Source organism: Okeania sp. SIO3I5, assembly GCF_010672085.1.
Taxonomy (GTDB): domain Bacteria; phylum Cyanobacteriota; class Cyanobacteriia; order Cyanobacteriales; family Microcoleaceae; genus Trichodesmium.
Map to the genome: position 1 here is coordinate 1 of NZ_JAAHHT010000111.1, position 16,668 is coordinate 16,668.

A 16,668-nucleotide genomic window follows, 5' to 3' on the forward strand; every position below is an offset into this window, starting at 1 on the left:
TTAGTTTTCCCTAAACTCTAATAATTATTCATTGTTCATTATTCATTATTCATTGCTGACGTACCCACTGTTAGACGTAATGTAAGGTAATGAGCAAGCAATGAATAAAGCTAAAACACTAAAAAGACGTTTAGGAAATCCTAAACCGTTTTTAAGCGTGGCATGGGATACAGACGATATACCAGATCCGGTTTGTATTAATCCAAATCTCAAATGGAAAGATATTAACTGGAGACGGGTTGAGAAGAATGTGTTTAAGTTGCAAAAGTTAATTTACAGAGCATCCAGCCGTGGCGAAATCCGCAAGATGCGTAAATACCAAAGACTTCTGACCAAAAGTTATTACGCTAGGTTGCTAGCTGTTAGGCGCGTGACTCAAGATAACCAGGGTAAGAAAACTGCTGGTGTAGATGGTATTAAAAATCTACCTCCTATGCAGAGATTTAACTTGGTTGGTTTACTAAACACGCGATACCTCAAAGCAAGCCCTACCCGTAGAGTCTGGGTACCTAAACCAGGGAGGGATGAAAAGAGACCTCTTGGAATCCCCACAATGTACGACCGTGCATTACAAGCTCTGGTTAAGTTAGGTATGGAACCAGAATGGGAGGCACGTTTTGAACCTAATAGTTATGGTTTTAGACCAGGACGGTCAACACATGATGCTATTGGAGCCATCTTTGACAGTATCAAATTAAAGTCTAAATTTGTCTTAGATGCTGATATATCAAAATGTTTTGATCGAATTAACCATGATGTATTGCTGAGGAAAGTAAGTCAATCACCTTACAGGCGATTAATCAAACAATGGTTAAAGTCTGGGGTATTTGACAATAAACAATTCTCAAACACTGTGGAAGGAACACCACAGGGAGGGGTAATATCACCCTTACTAGCAAACATCGCCCTACACGGTATGGAGGAGAGACTGAATGAGTTTGCCAAAACTATAGACCTCAAGGATAAAAAAGGCAACCAAAAAAGTTGGCAAAATAAAATAAATAGTCTCAACCTAATACGCTATGCCGACGACTTTGTAATCCTACATGAAGACATCAAAGTAGTGTTGCAAGCAAAAGCCGTAATACAGGAATGGTTAGACCAGGTAGGATTAGAACTAAAACCAGAAAAAACCAGAATTGCCCACACCTTAGAGGAATATCAGGGAAATAAACCTGGATTTGACTTCCTCGGTTTTAACATTAGGCAATGGAAGGTTAAGTCAACCAAACAAGGATTCAAGACGCTGATTAAACCATCCTCCAAGAGTATTAAAACTCATTATCGGAAGTTGGGGGATATATGTGATTCCCACAAAACTGCCCCTGTTAGGGCTTTATTAGCCAAATTAAATCCGGTAATAAAGGGATGGGCTAACTACTTCTCAACTGTAGTCAGTAAAAAGGTATTCAATAGAATGGATATGCTTTTATGGAAAAGACTATGGAGATGGGCAAGTAGAAGGCACCCAAATAAGTCGGCTAAATGGGTTAAGGAAAAGTATTTCCCCAAAGTTAGTAAGACCAGGAATTGGCTACTTAATGATGGCGAGTACATACTAAACCGACACGATGATGTTCCCATCATAAGACACATCAAGGTTAAAGGTAATAAATCCCCATTAGACGGCGACTGGACTTATTGGAGCAACAGAATCGGCAAGTATCCAGGCGTAAGGAAAGAAGTCACGACGCTATTAAAACGTCAAAAGAACAAATGCGCATTTTGTGGACTAACCTTTAGGCCAACCGACCTTATGGAAATCGACCATATAAAACCAAAGTCTAAAGGTGGTGACAACACACTTAAAAATAAACAATTGTTGCACCGACATTGCCACGACACGAAAACTGTGAAAGACAAAAAGACATATCCAAAATTTAAACCCCAGGATTTACCTGACAATTATATATGGATTGACGATATGTTAACTCTGAAGCAGGATGTGCCCATGACAAGGGGCGTTTAAGAGAGGAGCCGTTGATGAGGTGAAAGTCTCACGTCCGGTTCTGAAGACGAGTCGGTTTGGTAACAAACTGGCTTAGTTTAACTCAATCAAATTATCTGTTTAGCTAGGGGAGGAGTACGAGTGGGAGATATTCTCTCTCGCATTTTTAGTAAACCCTTGGCAATTCTTGCGACTTCTTCCTATGATGGTATTAAAGATCAGGAGCGAGGTAATATTAAAATTGGAAAGAATTTGACTATGACTACAGATAGTTTAGGTAGTCATATTTTGTTAGTTGATGACCTAGTAGATTCGGGAATTAGTATTAAAAAATCCATTAATTGGCTTCAGAATAATTATAATCAAGAAATTAAAGAAATAAAAACGGCTGTTTTGTGGTATAAAGCTTGCTCCATATTTGAGCCTGATTATTATGTTGATTATTTACTTGATAATCCCTGGATTCATCAACCATTTGAGATATATGAACAAATGAATCCTGCTGATTTTACTTTTGTCAAAACTGGTAGTCAAATTAAGTTTAATTAAATAGTTAATTTATAGGGAAATAGACTTAGGAGAAAAGTTTTGTGTGCTAAGTTAAAAAAATACCGAAATTAACTTAATTTATACATTATCATGTTCAGACTAAATTTAGTCAAAAATGGAAAGTGTTTAGTTTTTTTACCTCAAGCAAGTAGTAACTTGAGTTTAGTTTGTGTGATACACTCGTGAATTGCTAAGATAACAGCTTGTATACATACTTTCTTGGGTATTAGGCAGTGTTGTATTTGTAAAAAGGAATTTTTCTCACTATCTCAGATTAACTGAGTTATTAACCCTAGGAGCTGTAAAGTATCGAAACTTGAGCAGACTTAAATCCCCATTCAATTAAACTATTAACCTATAACTTACAACTTTCTTCAATTATTCGATTTATTATGTCTACTTCTAAACTAACTTTGAATTTGGTAGAAGGGTCTATATCTTTTGATTTTACTACTGAAGCTGCAAGAAATTTACAAAGTGCAATAGCTGAATTAATGCAGCAATTAAAATCTGCTGCTGCCAAAACTGCTGCAGGTAGTTCTGGTAAACCAACTCCACAAAAACCTACAGAATATCAGTATATAGGAGATGTCTTTTTAGAAATCTTCTGCAATCCTAACATTTGGCCTAACCCTTTTGCCGCGAAAGTTTTGATTACTTTACGAGATGAGCGGATTCGGATAACTACGGAAGCTGAACTTACTAGAATTTATGATGATATTAATCAATATTTAGAGCAAGTAAGCTGAAAATGTTCAACTTTAGATAACATAAATTTCTAGTAAATAAATAATATTATGTCCGCTTGAATACTTATGATTGAGATAGTACAGTAAAGATTTGCTTTTGAAGTTGGAAGATAGGTTTTTTCATCAGGCACTTATCCAGACATGATATAAGTATTTTATTAATTTTTTTTGAGGGACTTTCCACAGAAAGTCCCTCAAGTCTTTCTGATAGATATAGATATATGGAGATATATATAATAATTACTAAAGAGTAGTGGTGTACAAGTAGTTATTTTCCCTTGAATCAAACTTCTGATTAAAAGAGACTTCTGTTCTTTTTTCCCTCTTTCCTAACTTTATAGCTAATCAACTATACATAGCTATTGATTCTTCAATAGAATATTATATATATGATATTAGTAATAACATTAACTCAGGCAGGCAAAAAATGGAATTAATAACAAATGGTAATGTGCATTGTGAGTATCAACTTTCAAGATTTGATAGTAATATGGGAATTGCGCCATATTATGGTATAATAAATTGGTATAAACATCGAATAGATTCTCATAGATTAAAAATAGCAATTCAACAAATAGTAGATAGTGTGCCAATTTTTGGAGGGAGACTGGTAAAGAAATTGTTTTCCCCATTAAAAGTTGTATGTAATCCACAAAAATCTGGTGTTGGTTTTATTGAAATTCATCTAAACGAACAGGAAATAGATATCGATAATTTATTAGAGGCAAAAACTTATGTAAAAAATGAATTCAATATTCCGAAAAATTCTTAAGATGCTATTAATAAAGATACTCCATTAGTATATGTGATTTTGAATCATGATCAAAATTATTATGGCATAACTCTACTAATCAATCATTTCATAGCAGATGGCGGAACATATTTTAAATTATTAGAATATTTTTCTCAAGCATACGAAGATCCAGAATATGTTGCTAAATCTGAACCATTATTTACAATTGATTTTAAGAAAATAGATGATTTTATGGCTGCAAGTTTTAAAAAATTATCATGGAAAAATAAACTTTTAAGTTCAACATCTTTGATTATTTTTATCTTGAAGGTTTTTTTTAAAAATAAGAAGAATTGGAGTTATCTTGAATGTATCTTAACCAAAGAAAATTTAGATTTAATCAAGGGTAAAAATCAAAATCTATCTAACGAAGAAACTGCATATAGCACAAACGACGCTTTATTTGAATTTTTATCAGTTGTTCCTATTAAACGATTTATTTTTCCTTGTAATCTAAGATATAGAAATATTGATATACCTGAAAATTATTTAGGAAATGCTGAAGCTTTTGTCTCAGATTTAACTAAACCAGAAAACAATTATATTTTAAACCATACTGATGTAAGAAAATCAGTCAATCAACTTCCAGAAATATACAGTTTTTTACCTACTTTTAATAGCAAGTATATTTTTCATAATTCATGGATTAAATTACAAAATTATTTACCTGCTTTTGGTGGGAAATTAATCCAGCAAAAGCTGTTTGAATTTGATGATCTACCAAAAGATGTATTATCATTTGCTGTGAAATATTCACAAATATACAGATTGACAGAAAATGAATATTTATTACTTTATTGCAATTTAAACAATGTTGTTTCGCAACTTGAAAAGAAGTTAATCAATTTGGGTGTAGAAGAGATTATTATTAAAACATCATAATCAAGCAGATAATAATCGTCAATTGGATATAACTCAAAAATCAATTAGCTTTTAACTTTCTAGTTATTCAGATAAAAAAATCTATATTTAGCGAGAAAGTAGATTTTCTAGCTAAATAATTCTCAAATAACTTTTCACTGGCTTGTATCCGCGTTATATTACCAATAAAGTCTGTTTCTCTTCTGTAATCAGAGAGAAATTGCCATTTGATATTGAGTTAACTTATACTTATGAATCCTGATAATCTGAACCAAATAGTACAAAAAGGATTTCGTGTCACCCTAGGTGCAACTTCCTTTTTTATGGAGACTTTGCAAGACTCTAGTAAGCGGGATGAAAATTTGAATAAATTAAATTCTGATTTTAATCAACTAACTGAGGAGTGGGTTGAAAGAGGAGAAATAACTGAGCGGGAAGCTCGGAACTTTGTTGATACAGTTTTGAATCAACAAAATAGTCAGGTCAATACTGATAGTACCACTGTCTCTACTCCTGCTTCAGGTTTTGTACAATCAGATATACAAAGAGATTTGTTAGAACTAACTAAAGAAATAGCTAATCTAAGGGCTGATTTACAACAATCTCAGGAGTCAGACTCCTAGAACTAAGTCTATTTTAAGATTTTTTCTGCAAAGAAAAAATCTTTTACATATAACAAGACTCCGATACAGATACGTTTTATGTCTCTATTCGGCTATTAAAAAGTTCTTGAACAGTACGATAAATTATAGTGCCTAACCCAGCTAAAAGTCTTATTCAAGAATTTAACTGAGTTAGGCTTTTATTTAGTCGTTGTCCCATTTTTCACTACCTATTAGGTCACCTATTCGGTCCCTGAGTAGAAAGTTACATTCTTCTAATTCAACCTCTACACAGGACCATTCTCTAGCAGGAATGTACTGGCAAAGAGTATAAATAGGCTGTTGACGACTGAGAACTCCTCTCTGTACAAGTTCCAGTGCTTCGTCCCTGATAATGTCTAATGAATATTGAACTGTGGTGTAAGTCATGGTCACCCTCTTGGCCTAGCTTGAGTAATTTTCTGCGTTACGGCGCTATTAATAATATAAGGCAAAATTGCTAATTATGAACGTTAAATTTTTCAGTATATATAGTTACAATTTGTTATCTTATTTTGATAAGTATTCTAAAAGTCATCAGACGAACATATTAGCTATAGTGTTATTCCAAATTGCATATATATACTTATAAATTTGTAGCCATCATCTAGCTAATTTAAGATTTATCTGGTATTCTTACCTAAAATAATCGTCTTCCCTATATCACTTTGGTTTGATTTTGTCAAAAATTAGGTAAAGTTTTGTGATATTTTAGTTAGTAGAGATACTTCTAAATCTTTAAAGAAAAGCTCCAAAGCAATAGCTTGGGCTTTGGGCATTTGTCCATAACAAAAGATGTAAGGTATCTCTGATAACAGTTTTGGTGAAAACTGTTTCAACGTATACTGACTACCGTATATTATTAGACCTTGGAGTTTGCCACTTCTTAATAATCTCTTAATCAAATCCTCTGATGCTTGTGTTAGACTAGCAATTTTCCCAAAAGGATTACCGCGAATAAATAGTTGGAGCAAAGTCAAACGATGAGGGGTAAGACCTTGGATAGCTTCTGAATTATTCTCAATTAGCTGTGGTTGATAACCAAATTTTTTGGGAATAGTTATTGCTGGAGTATGATTACCTAAAAAAGAACTATTGAGTATATCTTGGACAAATACTAAATTTCGTAAATCTTGGTTGTCTGCATTGGGAGCAAGATAACCTCCTCCTACTTGAATAGAGTCTTGCAAAATTTGAGCTACAGTTTCTTGTGCCTGGGATTGAGCTAACTTTTCAACTAAATTGTATGTAGGAACTGAGAAATAATCTGGTATTTTTTCATTTCCGGGTTGCCAAGTAGGATAGACTTTTGTTTTAGCTTGCCAAATTCTTTGTAAAGACTCATCAATTCGCGATTCAGAAATGCGGCCTTGAGTCACCGCATCGCAAACAGCATTAATTGTCACCTCTGGATCTAGAGGCATAAGTAAAATATCTGTACCAGCTTCCACAGCTAAAACAGACGCTTCGGCCAAACCATAACGATTAGCGATCGCCCCCATTACCAAAGCATCAGTCACAACTAATCCCTCAAAACCAAACTTTTGGCGTAACTTACCTGTGATAATTTTCTGAGATAAAGTCGCTGGTAGTTCCTTATCCCAAGTTGGAATCAACAAATGGGCACTCATCACAGAATCTACTCCAGCAGCGATCGCCTCAACAAAAGGAGGCAACTCAACTTCTGCCAATCTACTTTCCGAGTGAGGTATAACTGGTAAATCAAAATGAGAATCAACTGCCGTATCCCCATGACCAGGAAAATGTTTAGCAGTAGTCAATACTGGATATTGTTGAGCGCCTCGAATAAAAGCCCTTGCCAATTGACCAACTAATTCCGTCGTTTCTCCAAAAGCCCGAATATTAATCACTGGATTATCAGGATTATTATTCACATCTACCACAGGGGCCAAAATCCAATTTAAACCGATAGCTACAGCTTCTTGAGCTGTAATAGCACCCATAGTCTCAGCATACCCTTGGGCTTTTTTCAAATTAGTTTGAGCAATAGCAGCGATCGCCATTGGAGGAGGAAACCAAGTTGCCCCAGCAAACCTTTGTCCAACTCCTTCCTCAATATCAGCAGCAAACAGCAAAGGAATTTTGGCCCAAGACTGAAGTTGTTGGATACGAGTTGCCAAGTCTACAGCACTTCCACCCACAAAAATTACTCCTCCAATCCCCAAGTCTTGTACCCAATATTGAAGCTTGCTATTAGGAGGTTCCCAGTCTGGATATAGAATTTGATCGTCAAATAAAAGGCCAGATGATCTGACTACAACCATCTGAGCGACTTTTTCTGCTAAATTCATAGTTTAGTAATGAAGAGTTTAGGAATTAGTTACTCTTAGAAAAAATGGGCTAAAAACGAGTAATTGTCTCTATTTCCTAAAGAAATAAAATTAAGATGTTTTTGAGGTATATTAATAAACCTCAAAACATAAGATTAGGCAAAATTTTGGACATTTTTGCGTCCATCCTGCACAAAATGCGTAAAGTTGCCCTCGCCCAGTTATTTTGGCTTTATGAATAATGAATAATTAATAATGAATAATTAATAATGAGATAACTCTTTAATTATTAATTATTAACTATTAATTATTGAAGACGTATTATGACCAAAATAACGTTTACTTACTGCTAAGTAGGCTGGACTAACCATGTTCGCGACTTAAGCGCTTTGATTAGATTTGTGGTTAGTCTTGATGGGCAATATCTTCTGTTTCCTGTTCTTGTCGTTCAAGGGATAGCTTGTTTAAGAGTGATATAATTTCTGTCCCACGTTCTAGAGAACGGTCTTCGATAAAGATAACTTCTGGAGTTCGACGTAGACGTATTCTATGGCCCAACTCACTACGGACATAGCCAGTGGCAGACCTTAAACCTGCCATGGTTTCCGCCCTTACTTGGTCAGACCCATAGATACTTACGAATATTTTAGCGTGTTGTAAGTCTCCAGAAACATCTACATCTGTGACGCTGACCATACCAATACCTATGCGGTTATCTTTGATACCTTGGAGCAACATCTGGCTGATTTCCTGCTTAATTAATGAAGCAACCCGGGAAATGCGACGACCTGTAGCCACGATCATTACCCCCTATAATTTTATACTCACCATATATGATTCTAATACCTTCGTTAGAATTATGGCAGCTTTTGACTTTGAACTTGAGTGACATACTTCTATTCTTCAGTGGGTGAGTTGGGGAGTGGGGGAGTGGGGGAGTGGGGGAGTGGGGGAGTAGAGGAGTAGGGGAGTAGGGGAGTAGGGAAGTAAGGGAGTAGTAAACTTAAGAATAATTAACACGCTTCTGGCGTGATAGTTATCAAAAAGATTATTCTACCTGTATTAATTACTTAACAATTGAAGTGCAACCTAGTGGACTGTTTCAATTAAAACACTGCATGATTATTTGTCATTGCGTTTCGCTCCGCTTTGCGATAGCAAACGACAGTGTTTGGGGAGCATGACCTTAGGAAAGCAATCTCAAGATACTTTTCTATTCCAATATTTAAGATGAAACAGTCCACTAGAGTATAACATTAAGGCATGGTAATTACTATCATAGCTATCGCTTTTTGTCCAGTCTTCTCGGCTTTAAGAGCAAGAATAGAAAATAATTCACACCATCTAGCATCGTTGATTGATTTACTCGATCTGGTTGGAGATAGTCCAAGTTGATTATATAAAACTTTTGATTGCTGATTGCCTTGAGCGACATGGTGGGTTTTCGACCAACTTTATGATAAGAAATAAAAAAGCAAATATTATAATGAATAAATGAATGGAAAAAGAATTTTCTATTGGCCAGAAAGTGAAATTAGTAGTTCAACCACCATATATCAAGACTGCTGAATCAATGCCAATACTACGTCCTCCTAATGTCGTGCGTTTGGGTGAAGTAGGAACTATTTTAAGTTGCAAACCAGGAAATTATTGGAGTGTGCGTTTTGAGAAAGGAGCATTTCTTATAGAAAGTCAATATATAGAAACTGTGGAAGTTGATTTGGGAACTGTCGAGCCACATAATACTAATAATGAAGATAGTAATTAGGATAACTCGACCTTGAGAATCCTAAATTTATCATAATATTAGTCGCCTACGAAAAGCAGTCCCAAACGCTTTTAGCAATGGGATAGAGGGTGTTGTAGTTCACCCCGTTAAGGTAACACTTAATTAAAACACTTGTCTAGGAATATTTTTCTATAGATTTAGTAACTATAATAATCACAATCATAGAGATATAAATTCTATTATATTCTATTATATATATTTGTTTGGGCTACCCAACTAGCGGTGACGAGGAGTTGCTAGATTAGTAATGTGCTGTGGATAGACATATAAGACTAGAAAAAAGTAAATCTCTGTTTGTGTTGCATTTTGTAGGAAAGATGGTGCTATGTTTCGCTGCGCAACATGAAAGTAGAAGCTATTCTCAAAGAGGCAACAGAAACCTAAATCGTGAAATTTGCGAATCCCGCGGTGTCGCAGTTGCGCACCGTCGGGAATAACTCAATTGAGTAGTTCTCCTAAATTACCGATAGTTTCTTTAACTTTTCCTACGATTTCGTTAATCTTACCTACATCAATGTGCATTTCTTCGGTGGGATATTTTTCGAGAATTTCTAGGACTGATATTCGGTTATCATCTGCTGCTGCTAAGATAATCGCAGAACGTAAGGCTTTGTCACTTTCATAGTTGTATCTAGTTTGAACTACTTCGGTGATGCCTTTGGTAACATTTTGGCCTAGGTTACTATAAAGCACTCTAGCTAGGTTTGTGACATTAGCTCCCACTTCTAATGTCATTAATCCACGAACTGTATTAGGGTTAACTTTTGATATGCCTAAAGCTTGAGAAATTGTTTTGGTAGTTTTACCTGTTTCTGCAAATAGTCGTAGATCCTTAACTTTGACTGAGGCTTTTATTGGCCCAAATAAATTGATGACGATTTTGTTGGTGGCGATCGCGCTTTGATGGGAAAGCATTACTCCAGCTATAGCACCCACAATAATTAATGGACTACGGGAGAGCAGATTTGATAATTGCATAGTTAATATTGAATTAAATTTTATCAATACACATTTCTAGTTTACTTGTCAATCTATTTGACATTTTTGATTAGATAACTGAAACATTTATATTGACTATAGGTTTTTTAAGTTGGTGTACTTTACCACAATCATTCATACTCAAGAGAAAATATGATTGTCGCAAAAGTTTAAGTGATCGCTTCTGCTTAATTATATATGAGAATCTTTTCTAGTAATTGTTATTTATTCAGATATTACACATCACTGATCGCTCAAAAGTTAATATTTTCCACTTATGATCTGGAACCTATTTAGTATCTTGGCGTTGGTGAATGATTGTATGATTTCTAGTGGTCAGTAGGTAGTCAGTAGTCAGTAGTTAAAACAGTTTTTTCCTTAATATAAATCTTACTCTGATTGGAATTTTATACCTTATTTTACCAATGTCGGTATCTTTACTCATATTAAATTTTTGATAGGAGTCAGGAGTTAGGGAGAGGCCATACAGGCAAAAGGTTGAAAAATATCCTATCTCCCACTTCTCTTTTTAAATATGCCTTGCTGATTAAATATCAAAGCATTTACATATAAAGGTTTTAGCCACTTTAAGTCGTGAAAAAGTATCAGTTTTTCGGTGAAAAGAGCTGCATAAAATGAGGGCTTTGGGGCAGGGCGAGGCAGAAAAATCAAGAAAAAATTATTTCTCCTACTTTTCCTGTCTTCCCACACTTCCCACACTTTGCTTTTTTCAGCAAGCCCTAAATAGCTGTCAAATTGATTCTACAAGAAATGCTCAACCAAACTTACTCAAATTTACTCAAAAACCTGAAAGCTTAATTATGGCCAAAGGCCAGATGAAAAACCCTACAGAAAAATTTGACAAATTTTTATTCTGATAATGTGTTTTTGTGACCGCTATACTGTAAAATACCAACTCAGTTCCTAATAGTCATTTCGGCTGAAAAATTCAGATTTTAGCTATAGCTAAGTAACTAAATTATTTGTGACAAAGAAATAAAGTCTCAAGTCTCTTCTTTCCAGCTATTCCTAAAATCAAAAATCAAATCAATTTTTATCCGTAAGTTATCAATTATTCCCCTCCTGGGAGGGATTAGGGGTGGGTTAAGTGTTCCCTGTTCCCTATTCCTTATTTTCTGGAGATGTCTAATAAATATATATACCTATTCTGATTTAAGTAGTTAATTCAACTACTGGCAAGAATTCATGTATTGAAACAATTAGACGCGATTTCTATCACTAAGTAACATCGAAATAGTCACCACACTTTCAAATTTATTGAAATAGATTGAGTGGTGTCGGGGTAATTTTTGTCTTTTTTTTAAATCTCTTTTTTTTGAAAAACCTTAAGAATATGAAACGAAATAAATCAATCTTGAATTTAAGTAGTAAAATTTTAGGAGCTTCACTGTTTTGTCTAACCACATTTATACCTAACGCTTACTCCCAAACTACAGTAGAAAATTCTGCTTATTATACAAAACCTAGTCCAGTAGATTCACAACAGTTTCCATCATTAGTATCCAATATTGCCCAAAAAGTTACTGTGAGAATTTTTACAGATAATAGTGCAGGTTCTGGAGTAATTATTAAACGAGAAGGTAATACCTACACTCTTGTCACAAATCATCATGTAATTGACAATAACTCCAACAAACTTTACCCAGTTATGAGTGGAGATGGGAGAACTCATCAAGCTACCTTAATTTCTACTCCTCAAATAGGTAACTTGGATGTAGCATTATTGAAATTTACTAGCGATCGCTCCTATCAAGTAGTAGAAATACCAAAAACTAATCAACCCTTAGTAGGAGAAACTGTTTTTGCCGCAGGTTTTCCTAACTGGCACCAAGCAAACTCTTCACAAATGAGTAGTACCCGTGCTTGGGGTAGTCGAGCTTTTCAGTTAACTGTAGGTTCTGTAGAAATGTTAACCAGTCGCACCCTCAGCCAAGGATATCAATTAGGTTATACTAATGATATTAAAAGTGGCATGAGTGGTGGACCGATATTGAATAGTAAAGGTCAATTAATTGGCATTAACGGACGATCAAAATATCCCATTGCTGGAATTGGAGCATTTCGTTTTATAGATGGTTCTCAACCATCTATAGAGCAATTTAAAAAAATGGAACCTTTAAGTTGGGGAATTCCAGTTTCTAGAATTAAGAATTAAGAATTTAGAATTGGTAAATTTACCTTTAGTTCTAAATTATACATTTTAAATTCAAAATTCAAAATCCTACTGATGGCTGAGTGCTGACTGCTTATTTAAGACTAGCTAAAAGTCTGTCGAAAAAGAATCCCACTTTTCTTCAAACCATACTTTCTCTCTTTTCCATCTAGGATCTCTATTGTTCTGCATTTGTAGGTTAATATTGTTTGTCACCTCATCCAGTTCATTTTGAGACAACCCACGTCTACCTCTAGCTGTAGATTCTTGAGTTAAGTTCACACTTTTATCACTTAACAAACTATTAGCTTTGTTGCTCAATAATTGTTCTGAGGAACCAATATTATTAGTTGCTGGTTTTTCTTGAGCTTTTGCGGGATTAGCAGTTAAGCTAACATTGACAAACATTGCGATTGTTGCAGTAAATAAAGCTGGAGTAGTTGTAATTTTCATGGCTTTCCTCTTGACAATTAATTGAAAAACTTTAAAGACAAACATTAACGCTTTAGCGTTTTTTTAATTATACCGTCAATTAACAATATTTTTGCACTCTGCCTTGAGTTTGAAAATAATTTTTACAGTTGAGGTAATTGGGTTATAAATTTATTTATCAAGTGGTTAAAACAGACACAAACTTAGAGCAAACTAAGTTATTAGTGTCCGAGGCAATAATATGTGCATTATCTACAACAAATCTTGATTAATTATTCTCCATATTCATAAATTTCGGAGAGAATTTTAGTTTAAATTAGGGATAGTGTTAGATAATACTTGAGTAAGATAATAGAATAAAATATAGTTTAACTGGAGAACCTAATAGTTAATAGTTATAAGTTAATCAAAAGAAGTGAAGAGGGAAATATTTATTTCCTGAGTTATTCCCTCAACATTTCTGTTAAAATAACTTATTCGATAATAGGCTCATCACTAGCAGTACCTTGTCCGAAATCCTTAAATTGAGTTAGAATTTCTTCTGACTTATCACGATTTCCTGGCTTTAAAGTGAAGACTACATTATCAAAATTAGGCTCTTCATCTGGGGAAACATAAACCACTTGCTCATGGTTTACAACACCAATTTGACTGATGTCTGCGAAAGTTTCCATCCCTAGGGCGTAAGCAAGGTTAGTTAGACGAGTGCTAACTGCTTGACAACGACGGTCAGGAGTATAAGCACCTTTGGGATGATCGGAAGAAAGAGTTGCAGTCCAGACAATCATTGGTTTAGAGGAAACTTGAATAACTTCTCGTTTCACTAGGGGATATCCACCTAAAAGTCCAGGTTCACTTGTATCCCGTGTTTCACGAACTATTTGAGGAACAGTTGCATATTGATTTTCTGCAGCGTTAATTGAAACACAGGTGAAAACTACTTTGTCAGTAGTTTCAAATTGTCCTGCTTTAGCTTCTGATTGAGGTAGAAAACCCCAGAGACCAACGGTTGCTAAAATGCCTGCTAAGGAAATTTTTAATTGGTTATTCACAATCTTGACCTCTGACTTAATATCTGCTTTGGGAGAGAAGTTATTTGTTTCTTCTCCATACTTTTACAGTAGAGGAATTACTGATAGTTGTCAGTAAGAATAAAGTAATATTTCAAAACAATACTTTCAGACAATAAGTTATCTGAAAGTGATAAAAAAGTAATATATATTAGGTATTTGTCTACTGGTTTACTGTTTTTATGTGTCGTTTTTGCTTGGAATAATTTAGAGATTTCTGAATACTATATTAACTCATTTTTCTGTTTTTACAACCTTTAATATCTAAGTTTCTAAGTTAAATAAATCTAGATAAAGGTTGTAGCTGAAAAATTATATAAATTAAATGTATAGCGCTATGCGCTAGGGAACAGGGAACAGGGAACAGGGAACAGGGAACAGGGAACAGGGAACAGGGAACAGGAGACGAGACTATTAAATTAAAGGGTTTCATAATTTCTGAATGTCTTAACCTTTGCTTCGACTGTTATACTTTAATCAGATATCAAATATCAAAAAACCTAACCCCCCAACCCCACAACTATCCCCCCTTGCCCCCCGATGATGCGCTATCCCTTATAAGGAACTCCTGAAACCCTTGTGGAGAGGATCGGGAGGATGGGGAGGATGGGGAAGAAGAATCCTGTCTACATTGATAAAAAAGAGTATTTTTCAATACTCTTTTCTCCTGAAAAAGCCAATTCAAGACTTAAGCATAACTTGTCTATGTTGTCAAGTTTTATGTTAAGTAAAGATGTTTATAAAGCATAGCTTTGAAAGGGGGGAGGAGGGAAAGGGGAGGAAAGCTTTTGTATAGAAGTCGCCATTACTTTTAGAACATTCTCAAACTATTCAGTTTAGTCACAACAAGAATTTAACCTCTAAATTTTAAATTCTAAATTCTAAATTCTCTTTAATTAATAAATTCCAAGTAAGAATTACTTAGTTCGTTTACTGCTAAGTCATAAAACTGCTTACCATGTTCTGGTGTAGCTAATGCAGGGTTAGAACCCATGCGACCATCAGGATATCGGTAACGAAAATCAGCAGCACTATATATTGGATATCCACTAGCTACATCTTCTGACAGTGGGGCTTGTTTAATTGCTTCTGGGTAAATATACTGGGTTAAAGCTACCTCACTAGGTGTAGCATGAGAGCCTTCCTCTTTACCATACAAATCTTTGGCTAATTTGTAAACTGAGCTACACATAAACCAATTTCCGACTTTGCACTTAACTTGCTCTGCATTGATAATTTTTAAATCTGCTAAGTGAGCATAAGTTTCTGAGAATGCAGCTTTCAGAGTGGCGATATTTCCTCCGTGACCATTAATAAAGAAAAATTTGGTAAATCCTGCTTTAGTTAAACAAACTATATAGTCACGAATCATCTGAATCATTGTCGTGGGTCGTAGACTGATTGTACCTGGGAAACCTGTATGATGTAAGGCCATCCCTACATTAATTGTCGGTCCTACTAATGCTTGTACTGTTTCTCCTACTCCCTTTGAGATGACTTCTGCACAAATAGCATCTGTACCAATCAATCCTGTAGGTCCATGCTGTTCGGTAGAACCTATTGGCAAAATAATACCTTGAGATTGATTTAGATAAGCTTCGACTTCAGACCAGGTACTTAAATGTAGTAACATACTTATATTTTGATTAGTTTATACTTTTAATTTTAATTATCAGTATGAAATTTAATATGAGATGAAATCAGGATTAAACGTTTTAGTACACTCTACAATTCCTCAATATTGAGACAACAATTAAAAATTATGGATTAACTACCTATTAGCTTTTAGCCCATACGCTAGCCTCCTGGGTCGTAACTGCGTTAACAGCTTGTAGGGGGAATGGCCATTCGCCCCTACTGGGTTTAAATCCTTTCTATAAGCAGGATGGTTTAGGAGGGGTAAGAGTCCCCTTCTAAACGTTTACTGCTGACTGCTGAGTGCTGATTGCTAATTGCTTTTTTAATCTATGGTTTTTGGTATGAACAGTTTGCAGTAATAATTTATGTAAATTGGTATGACATTTTCAGATTTAACCTTTTGATAACCTGAACTTAACGCTTTTTTAACCTATTAGTCATAGTATAAGGGCATCTAAGTTTTGTATTCAGCACAACAATACAAGATAAAAGTGGGCAATGCTTACTAAACTAACACCTCTTCCTAGAAACGACAAAAAACTAGACTATAGGACAAATTCCGCTAGTGCTACGGTTGCTCTAGTAATGTTTCATAGTCAAAATGCGTTGTATCAATGGGAGAAAAACCCAGTGCTTTTGGCAGTTGGATGGTTAAAAATTAACTAGCTATCAGCTATTAGCTATCAGCTATCAGCTTTTGTTAAAATCCCTGGCCACCAACGCGCCAGATGGTTGAGTCAGAGTTGAAATCTCTTT

17 protein-coding genes and 1 pseudogene are annotated in these 16,668 nt (G+C 35.0%); 10 read left to right on the top strand and 8 right to left on the bottom strand.

Annotated elements, in window-relative coordinates; all coding sequences use genetic code 11:
- The first annotated feature begins 100 nt into the window (after window positions 1-100).
- The 6 genes and pseudogenes from ltrA (at window position 101) to F6K40_RS22530 (ending at window position 5,523) form a co-directional block, all read left to right on the top strand.
- Window positions 101-1,969: a group II intron reverse transcriptase/maturase gene (gene ltrA / locus F6K40_RS22505; protein ID WP_293139334.1), complete on the top strand. Its 1,869-nt coding sequence runs from the start codon at window positions 101-103 to the stop codon at window positions 1,967-1,969.
- A gap of 84 nt (window positions 1,970-2,053) precedes the next feature.
- A pseudogene (locus F6K40_RS22510) lies at window positions 2,054-2,497 on the top strand (phosphoribosyltransferase); the annotation flags it as partial.
- A gap of 392 nt (window positions 2,498-2,889) precedes the next feature.
- On the top strand, window positions 2,890-3,246 hold the full coding sequence (locus F6K40_RS22515) for a hypothetical protein (protein WP_293139335.1): 357 nt from the start codon (window positions 2,890-2,892) through the stop codon (window positions 3,244-3,246).
- 427 nt (window positions 3,247-3,673) lie between these two features.
- Window positions 3,674-4,018: a hypothetical protein gene (locus F6K40_RS22520; protein ID WP_293139336.1), complete on the top strand. Its 345-nt coding sequence runs from the start codon at window positions 3,674-3,676 to the stop codon at window positions 4,016-4,018.
- 39 nt (window positions 4,019-4,057) lie between these two features.
- Complete coding sequence (locus F6K40_RS22525) at window positions 4,058-4,921, top strand: hypothetical protein (RefSeq protein ID WP_293139337.1); 864 nt, start codon at window positions 4,058-4,060, stop codon at window positions 4,919-4,921.
- A 230-nt stretch (window positions 4,922-5,151) separates the two neighbouring features.
- Window positions 5,152-5,523, top strand: a complete 372-nt coding sequence (locus tag F6K40_RS22530) for a hypothetical protein (RefSeq protein WP_293139338.1) — start codon at window positions 5,152-5,154, stop codon at window positions 5,521-5,523.
- 183 nt (window positions 5,524-5,706) lie between these two features.
- On the opposite strand, the gene F6K40_RS22535 is transcribed toward F6K40_RS22530, so the two are convergent.
- From F6K40_RS22535 to rbfA, 3 genes are all read right to left on the bottom strand, one after another.
- On the bottom strand, window positions 5,707-5,931 hold the full coding sequence (locus F6K40_RS22535) for a DUF4327 family protein (RefSeq protein ID WP_293139339.1): 225 nt from the start codon (window positions 5,929-5,931) through the stop codon (window positions 5,707-5,709).
- A gap of 299 nt (window positions 5,932-6,230) precedes the next feature.
- Complete coding sequence (locus tag F6K40_RS22540) at window positions 6,231-7,853, bottom strand: glycoside hydrolase family 3 N-terminal domain-containing protein (protein WP_293139340.1); 1,623 nt, start codon at window positions 7,851-7,853, stop codon at window positions 6,231-6,233.
- A 384-nt stretch (window positions 7,854-8,237) separates the two neighbouring features.
- Entirely contained in the window at window positions 8,238-8,630 is a 393-nt protein-coding gene (rbfA, locus tag F6K40_RS22545; RefSeq protein WP_293139355.1) for a 30S ribosome-binding factor RbfA, read from the bottom strand.
- Between the two features lie 465 nt (window positions 8,631-9,095).
- On the opposite strand from rbfA, the gene F6K40_RS22550 reads away from it, so the two are divergent.
- Together F6K40_RS22550 and sipA are read left to right on the top strand one after the other, a co-directional pair.
- A complete protein-coding gene (locus tag F6K40_RS22550) occupies window positions 9,096-9,227 on the top strand; it encodes a hypothetical protein (protein ID WP_293139341.1) in 132 nt (43 codons plus the stop codon).
- A gap of 103 nt (window positions 9,228-9,330) precedes the next feature.
- A complete protein-coding gene (sipA, locus tag F6K40_RS22555; RefSeq protein WP_293139342.1) occupies window positions 9,331-9,600 on the top strand; it encodes a regulatory protein SipA in 270 nt (89 codons plus the stop codon).
- 459 nt (window positions 9,601-10,059) lie between these two features.
- On the opposite strand, the gene F6K40_RS22560 is transcribed toward sipA, so the two are convergent.
- Window positions 10,060-10,599, bottom strand: a complete 540-nt coding sequence (locus F6K40_RS22560) for an alpha/beta hydrolase (RefSeq protein WP_293139343.1) — start codon at window positions 10,597-10,599, stop codon at window positions 10,060-10,062.
- 510 nt (window positions 10,600-11,109) lie between these two features.
- The gene (locus tag F6K40_RS22565) at window positions 11,110-11,319 is read right to left on the bottom strand and encodes a hypothetical protein (RefSeq protein WP_293139344.1); all 210 of its coding nucleotides are present in this window, start codon (window positions 11,317-11,319) and stop codon (window positions 11,110-11,112) included.
- Window positions 11,320-11,953: 634 nt separating this feature from the next.
- Here F6K40_RS22565 and F6K40_RS22570 point away from each other — a divergent pair.
- The gene (locus F6K40_RS22570) at window positions 11,954-12,775 is read left to right on the top strand and encodes a S1 family peptidase (protein ID WP_293139345.1); all 822 of its coding nucleotides are present in this window, start codon (window positions 11,954-11,956) and stop codon (window positions 12,773-12,775) included.
- A 105-nt stretch (window positions 12,776-12,880) separates the two neighbouring features.
- Here the strand turns inward: F6K40_RS22570 and F6K40_RS22575 are convergent, their stop codons facing one another.
- The 3 genes from F6K40_RS22575 to F6K40_RS22585 form a co-directional block, all read right to left on the bottom strand.
- Window positions 12,881-13,225: a hypothetical protein gene (locus F6K40_RS22575; RefSeq protein WP_293139346.1), complete on the bottom strand. Its 345-nt coding sequence runs from the start codon at window positions 13,223-13,225 to the stop codon at window positions 12,881-12,883.
- Between the two features lie 452 nt (window positions 13,226-13,677).
- The gene (locus tag F6K40_RS22580) at window positions 13,678-14,256 is read right to left on the bottom strand and encodes a COP23 domain-containing protein (protein WP_293139347.1); all 579 of its coding nucleotides are present in this window, start codon (window positions 14,254-14,256) and stop codon (window positions 13,678-13,680) included.
- 910 nt (window positions 14,257-15,166) lie between these two features.
- Window positions 15,167-15,907 (bottom strand): creatininase family protein, encoded by a 741-nt coding sequence (locus F6K40_RS22585; protein ID WP_293139348.1) that lies wholly within the window; start codon window positions 15,905-15,907, stop codon window positions 15,167-15,169.
- 503 nt (window positions 15,908-16,410) lie between these two features.
- Between F6K40_RS22585 and F6K40_RS22590 the strand changes: the two genes are divergently transcribed.
- Entirely contained in the window at window positions 16,411-16,578 is a 168-nt protein-coding gene (locus tag F6K40_RS22590) for a hypothetical protein (RefSeq protein WP_293139349.1), read from the top strand.
- Window positions 16,579-16,668: the final 90 nt, after the last annotated feature.